The sequence below is a fragment of the Psychromonas sp. B3M02 genome (assembly GCF_003318165.1).
Classification (GTDB): Bacteria; Pseudomonadota; Gammaproteobacteria; order Enterobacterales; family Psychromonadaceae; genus Psychromonas.
Genome location: NZ_QOCB01000035.1, coordinates 1 through 7023 on the forward strand (window position 1 = coordinate 1; position 7023 = coordinate 7023).

General features: G+C 39.0%; 7 protein-coding genes. 3 read left to right on the forward strand and 4 right to left on the reverse strand.

From position 1 onward, the window contains the following. A partial coding sequence (locus DS885_RS17600) for a hypothetical protein (protein ID WP_113818332.1) occupies positions 1–193 on the forward strand: 193 nt, incomplete at its 5' end. Here the strand turns inward: DS885_RS17600 and bioD are convergent. The 4 genes from bioD to bioB are packed head-to-tail and all read right to left on the reverse strand — an operon-like array spanning position 190 to position 3936. Continuing rightward, a complete protein-coding gene (gene bioD, locus DS885_RS05150; protein ID WP_113818333.1) occupies positions 190–915 on the reverse strand; it encodes a dethiobiotin synthase in 726 nt (241 codons plus the stop codon). The genes DS885_RS17600 and bioD overlap by 4 nt on opposite strands. 15 nt (positions 916–930) lie before the next feature. Next, entirely contained in the window at positions 931–1722 is a 792-nt protein-coding gene (bioC, locus tag DS885_RS05155; RefSeq protein ID WP_113818334.1) for a malonyl-ACP O-methyltransferase BioC, read from the reverse strand. Further along, on the reverse strand, positions 1706–2878 hold the full coding sequence (bioF, locus tag DS885_RS05160; protein ID WP_113818335.1) for an 8-amino-7-oxononanoate synthase: 1173 nt from the start codon (positions 2876–2878) through the stop codon (positions 1706–1708). Before bioF ends, bioC begins: the two co-directional genes overlap by 17 nt. 2 nt (positions 2879–2880) lie before the next feature. Beyond that, on the reverse strand, positions 2881–3936 hold the full coding sequence (bioB, locus tag DS885_RS05165; protein WP_113818336.1) for a biotin synthase BioB: 1056 nt from the start codon (positions 3934–3936) through the stop codon (positions 2881–2883). 98 nt (positions 3937–4034) lie between these two features. Between bioB and bioA the strand changes: the two genes are divergently transcribed. Together bioA and asnS are read left to right on the forward strand one after the other, a co-directional pair. Continuing rightward, positions 4035–5336 carry an adenosylmethionine--8-amino-7-oxononanoate transaminase gene (gene bioA, locus DS885_RS05170; RefSeq protein ID WP_113818337.1) on the forward strand — a complete coding sequence of 434 codons (1302 nt, stop codon included), beginning with the start codon at positions 4035–4037 and terminating at the stop codon, positions 5334–5336. Positions 5337–5538: 202 nt separating this feature from the next. Beyond that, complete coding sequence (gene asnS / locus DS885_RS05175; protein WP_113818338.1) at positions 5539–6939, forward strand: asparagine--tRNA ligase; 1401 nt, start codon at positions 5539–5541, stop codon at positions 6937–6939. Positions 6940–7023 lie beyond the last annotated feature (84 nt).

Consider the following 7023-nt stretch of genomic DNA (forward strand, 5'->3'; position numbering starts at 1 on the left):
ATTTTTAAAATTATTTTCATTTTTAGTATTAACAACATTAACAGGATGTGAAGTGATAGGACCTTCAGTTAAAGTTAGTGGCCCCAAAGTTATCGTTGATGATACAAATAAGCACACCAGAAGTCATACCAAACAATCGAAAAGTAGTGGAACCTTTTGCCCGCCAGGTCAAGCTAAAAAAGGTAACTGTTAAACACCTAACAACCTATTAAATTCAATATTAATGTAGTTGCTCAGGTCTTGCTCATCAACATTATCCAAAAACGGTATTACGCCTAATAAAGGCGCATTAATTAACGCTGTTAAGGAATTAATATTTTCTTCTGCATAGGGCAAATCATGTTGAACATGATTTGCTATCCAACCCACCAGTGTTAAGCCACTTTGTTGAATGGCTTTAGCGGTAAGCAAGGCATGATTTAAACACCCAAGTTTTAACCCCACCACTAAAATCACAGGGAATTGCTTTTCAACAACCCAATCGGATAAAAGTTGCTGTCCATTGATAGGTAAATGCCAACCGCCTGCACCTTCAACGAAAATGAGATCACTTTGCATTGCTTGCAGGTGGGTTAATCCATCTTCGATTTGCTTAACATCAATCTTCACGCCATTTTCAGAAGCTGCAATATGGGGAGCAATAGGTTGTGCAAAAGCAATTGGATTAATCATTTCATAGGGTAATGAAGTACTGCTGTTTTTTTGTAAAATTAATGCATCTTCATTGCGTAAACCAAAATCTGTCATCTCACACCCCGCAGAAATTGGCTTGTAACCAATAGTACTTTTATTTTGTTGATTCGCGGCTTGTAACAGAGCTCGAGTGCACACGGTTTTGCCAACGTCGGTATCCGTACCCGTGACAAAATAGGTAGTGTTTACAGCGTGTATCGTTACTTTCTTATCTCTTACCATCTATTCTTGCCCTTTTTAATTACTTACTTTAGCCACGACATAACACACTTGATAACTCAGGCAATACATACCGTTATCATCGACAAAAGCTTGATAGGCTTGCGCTAATTTTTCCAATAGTTGTTTGCCAGAAAGGTGATCTTGTTTTTTGCCATGTACATGATTTGCACCAATACCTTTTAAGGCTTTCATAACTGAAATTATGTCTGGGTATCGTTTAATACGTGTTTCAGTACCTAACTCAATATCAGTAAATCCTGCCTCTTGTAATGCAGTAGTGACTTGTTGCTTACTTAAAAACTGATTTATATGCTGGTGTTTATCTACCCTTAACCAGGCTTGCTCTAATTCAAACAATGAGCCGGTTAATAAGGTTGAGAAGTACAGTGTGCCTTTATCGTTTAATACCTGCTTAATCTGCATTAAACAACTAGTTAGGTCTTGACTCCATTGTAATACTAAACTGGAAAAAACAAGGTCAAACTGACAGGGGTCAAAAGGCAAGTTATCTATATCACCTTCGATTAAACGACAACCTGTTAACTGTTTTTGTTTTACCTGAGCAAGCATCGCTGGTGATAAATCAAAACAGGTTAATTGTTTGACTGTGTTGATGTTATTCAATAATTGAGAGAAATATCCCGTGCCACAGCCTAAATCAAGGGCACTGGCACTGCTCTTTGGTTCATCAACTAAGCCCAACAATTGGTGCCCTATCTCACGTTGTAAATCAGCAAAAATATCATAACGGCTAGCTGCTTTCGAAAATGATGCCTGCACGGCTTGTTTATCAATGGTTATTTGCATCAATTGCCTGCTTTAGTTGTTGTGCGAGTAACAGAATATCTGATTTACAATGGTTAGCGGTGATCGTTACCCGTAACCTTGCACTATTAACAGGAACCGTTGGCGGGCGGATAGCCGTTGTCCATATTCCCTGTTGCTTCAAGTAATCACTGATTAATAGGGCTTGTGAACTGCTGCCGATTAAAACAGGTTGTATCGCAGTATTTGAGTCCATTAAGGGGATATTAAATCCTGAACAAAGCGTTTTAAAATCTGCAATCAATTCAGCTAAATGATCACGTCGCCATTGCTGTTGTTCAGCTAACTTAGCCGCTTCTCCAATGCAATAAATCATGGCAGGAGGTAACCCCGTAGTGTATATATAAGGTTTGGAAAAGTTATTAATATAATCAATCAACTCAGTTGAACCCGCAATAAATGCACCGCCAACACCTAACGCTTTACCAAAGGTAGCCATATAAATGTCAACCTCTTGTTGGTCAACCTGTGCATTATTGACACAGCCCTTACCCCGGTCACCCAACACACCTAAACCATGTGCATCATCAACCATCAACCAAGCATTATTGCTTTTAGCTATGCTCGATAAGTCAGATATTGGCGCAGTATCTCCGTCCATGCTAAACACACCTTCAGAAATAATTAACTTATTGTGTATGGATTGGTAACGATCCAGTAACTGTGTTAAATGTGACAAGTCATTGTGTTTGAACCGATTCATCTTAGCTTGGCTATACAGACCAGCTTCGATAAGGGATGCGTGATTTAATTTATCTTGCAGTATTAAATCACCTTTACTGAGTAGCAATTTCACAATCGCTTGATTAGCCGAATAACCTGAATTAAACAACGCGATGGCATTAAGATTCAACCAGCTTTTTAATTGCTCAGTAACATCTTGGTGCACCTGGTTATAACCCGTCACTAAATATGATCCACCACTGCCTATTCCAAACAGATCAGCTCCTTTTTTCCAGGCATTGACCAAAGCTGGCTCTGAGGCCAACCCTAAGTAATCGTTACTTGAAAAATTCAGGAAGGATTTGTCATTTACCTTTATATGACGAGCTTGTTTACCACTGATAGCAACACTTGACCGGTGTAAGTGCTGCTGTTTTTGTTGTGCAAGTTGCAGCTCAATAAATTCAAATGACATGGTTATAACTTACTGGTTGCGTCATAAAATAGTTCACCGCGTTCGGCATGACGAATAATGGCAGCATCTACGGTTTTTTCAGTTTCATAGGGAGAGAAATTAATCTCTTCTTTGTTAATACCTAATTTATTAAATAAACGCATATCGGAGTTTTCATCTGGATTTGCTGTGGTTAATAACTTACAACCATAAAAGATAGAGTTAGCCCCGGCCATAAAACACAAGGCTTGAGTTTGCTCAGACATATCTTCACGCCCAGCAGATAAACGTACATGTGATTTCGGCATAAGAATACGTGCTATCGCAATGGTTTTAATAAACTCAAAGTCATCCAGATCTTCAACATTATCTAAAGGTGTACCTTTGACTTTTACTAATTTGTTAATGGGTACACTTTCTGGTTGAACAGGCATATTTGCTAATTGTACTAATAAACCGGATCTGTCTTTGCCCTCTTCGCCTAAACCGACAATGCCGCCACTGCACACTTTCATACCGGAATTACGAACGTGGTCTAGAGTGTCTAATCGTTCCTGATAAGATCGAGTGGTGATAATTTCACCGTAATATTCAGGCGAAGTATCTAAATTATGATTGTAGTAGTCCAATCCAGCGCTAGATAATTGCTCGGCTTGATTATTGTCCAGCGTGCCTAGTGTCATACAAGACTCAAGCCCTAACGATTTAACCTCTTTAATCATCTCAACTAAATAAGGCATATCACGTTGCTTAGGATTCTTCCAGGCTGCGCCCATACAAAAACGTGTAGAACCCGTTGCCTTGGCTTCTTTAGCCGCTTTGATCACTTTATCAACTTCCATTAATGTTTCTTTTTCAAGACCAGTATCATACCGTGCACTTTGTGGACAATATTTACAGTCCTCGGGGCAAGCACCTGTTTTAATGGACAATAAAGTACTGACTTGTACTTGATTATTGGGGAAATTAGCACGGTGTACAGTTTGTGCTTTGAACATTAAATCCATAAATGGCAATGCAAATAAATCATTAACTTCACTGACTGTCCAGTCATGACGGGGTTGATTTTGGTTAAGCATATTAAGGCGACCTAAGTTGAAAAATATTTGGTTAGTTTAATATTGGACGTTACACTGTCAACCTAAAACTTATAAAAACCTTTACAATTGGATGATAAATGAACAATAGAGTTTCATCAAAGACCGTAGTTGACCTTGATTTCGATAAACAACATATTTGGCACCCTTATACTTCAATGACCGCACCAATTCCTTGTTACCCAGTAACCAGTGCTGATGGGTGTTTGATTCAGTTACAATCTGGCGAGCAATTAGTGGATGGAATGTCTTCTTGGTGGGCCAGTTTGTTTGGTTACAATGTACCCGCCCTAAATCAAGCTGCCACAAAGCAATTAGGTAAGATGTCACATATCATGTTTGGCGGTTTAACCCATCAGCCTGCCGTTGATTTAGCAAAAACATTAGTTGAGATAACGCCGGACGGTTTAAATAAAGTATTTTTCAGTGATTCAGGCAGTGTTGCAGTGGAAGTTGCCATAAAGATGGCTTTGCAATACTGGCAATCATTAGGGTATGCGAAACCCAAGTTTGTTGCATTAAAAAAAGGGTATCACGGAGATACTTTTGCAGCGATGAGTGTTACCGATCCTGACGGCTCCATGCATGAACTATATCAAGACTTTGTTGCTAAAAATTACTTTACTAAGCAACCCACTATCGCTTTTGATCAAGAATGGAATGATAGTGAAATGTATGAACTGACTAAATTATTAGAAGAAAAACATAATCAAATTGCTGCATTGATTTTGGAGCCCATTGTACAAGGTGCAGGTGGTATGCATTTTTACCATCCTAATTATCTAAAGGCAGTTCGTAAGTTATGTGATCAATATAATGTACTATTGATTGCTGATGAAATCGCAACTGGTTTTGGGCGAACTGGTAAATTATTTGCTTGTGAGCATGCTCAAATTAGTCCAGATATTCTCTGTTTAGGTAAAGCAATAACCGGTGGTTATATGAGTTTTGCTGCAACATTAACAACTAAGAAAGTAGCTAATACAATTAGCCAAGGTAAGGCAGGTGTATTTATGCACGGCCCTACTTTTATGGGGAACCCATTAGCTTGCGCCGTTGCTAATGCCAACTTAGCTATGCTGTTCAATAGTGACTGGAAGCTATTAGTTGAAACGATCGCTTTACAATTACAACAACAACTTACACCTTGTAACAAACTGAAAGCAGTGAACAAAGTAAGAGTATTGGGCGCAATAGGCGTCGTAGAGTTACACCAAGCAGTTGACCTCGCATCTATCCAAAAACAATTTGTAGACGCCGGAGTATGGATTCGCCCTTTTGGCAAACTTATCTATATTATGCCGCCTTATATTATTAAGCAGTCACAATTAACCAAACTCTGCGATGCAATTTTCCAAGTCTGTGAGGAGTTAAGTAAATAGATAACCCAAATAAAACCACTAACCAGCTAGCCATGTTTAGTAAAATAACTTATTACACTATTTAAGTGCTTATTTAACTGGCAATAGTGTTATTAATATAAGGTCAGAGGCTTGTATCTGAATCTATCCAAGGTAAGATATGCAGCTATCAATATTTTTAGTATAAAACAGTTAACCCTGTGATTATGGAGCACAATTTAAGATGTCAAAAACACCCATTGTTGATATTTTCAACAGCAAATTTGCATTAGGCAGCCAAGTGACAGTAAAAGGCTGGATCCGTACACGTCGTGATTCAAAAGCTGGCATCTCATTTTTAAATATCTACGACGGTTCATGTTTTGATCCGATCCAAGCAGTTGTGCCTGCTGAATTAGAAAATTACACTGCAGATGTATTAAATTTATCTGCTGGTTGTAGTGTTGCAGTAACGGGTGAACTAGTAGAAAGCCCAGGGAAAGGTCAACAATTCGAACTTCAAGCAACTAAAGTTGAAGTGTTAGGTTTTGTACAAGACCCGGATACTTACCCAATGTCTGCAAAACGCCACAGTATTGAATACATGCGCGAACATGCTCACCTTCGCCCTCGTACAAACATGTTTGGTGCGGTGACACGTGTTCGTAACTGTTTATCACATGCTATCCATAACTTCTTTTATGAGCGTGGCTTTAACTGGATCAGCACACCTATCATCACAGGCAGTGACTGTGAAGGTGCTGGTGAAATGTTCCAGGTAAGTACTTTAGATTTAGAAAACTTACCGCGTAACGACCAAGGTAAAATCGATTACAAAAAAGATTTCTTTGGTAAAGAGACTTTCTTAACGGTATCTGGTCAGTTAAATGCTGAAACCTATGCTTGTGCATTAAGCAATGTTTACACTTTCGGCCCAACTTTCCGTGCTGAAAACTCAAACACAACTCGTCATCTTGCAGAATTCTGGATGGTTGAACCTGAAATTGCATTTGCTGATTTAGCGGATGCGGCACAACTAGCTGAAGATATGTTGAAATATGTATTTAACGCAGTATTAACAGAACGTGCTGATGATATGGCTTTCTTTGCTGAGCGTGTAGATAAAGAAGCGATCACTCGTTTACAGAAGATGGTTAATTCTGAATTTGTACGTATGGATTACACTGATGCCATCGACATTCTACAAAAATGTGACAAAACATTTGAGTACCCTGTTGAATGGGGCGTGGATTTACAATCTGAGCATGAACGTTACCTTGCTGAAGAACACGTTGGTGCGCCAATCATTCTTCAAAACTACCCGAAAGACATTAAAGCTTTCTACATGAAACTAAATGAAGATGGCAAAACGGTAGCGGCAATGGACGTACTTGCACCAGGTATTGGTGAAATCATTGGCGGTAGTCAACGTGAAGAAGATTTAGTTGCACTAGATAAGCGTCTTGATGAAATGGGCTTAGATAAAGAAGACTACGGCTGGTACCGCGACTTACGTAAATACGGTACTGTACCACACGCTGGTTTTGGCCTTGGGTTTGAGCGTTTAGTTTCATATGTAACGGGCGTACAAAATATCCGTGACGTAATTGCATTCCCACGTGCACCAGGTACTGCGGAATTCTAATTAGTTTTTAATACTCACTAATATACAAACCAGCCAATCGGCTGGTTTTTTTATGTCTTTAAATATGTAATACCAATTGTATTA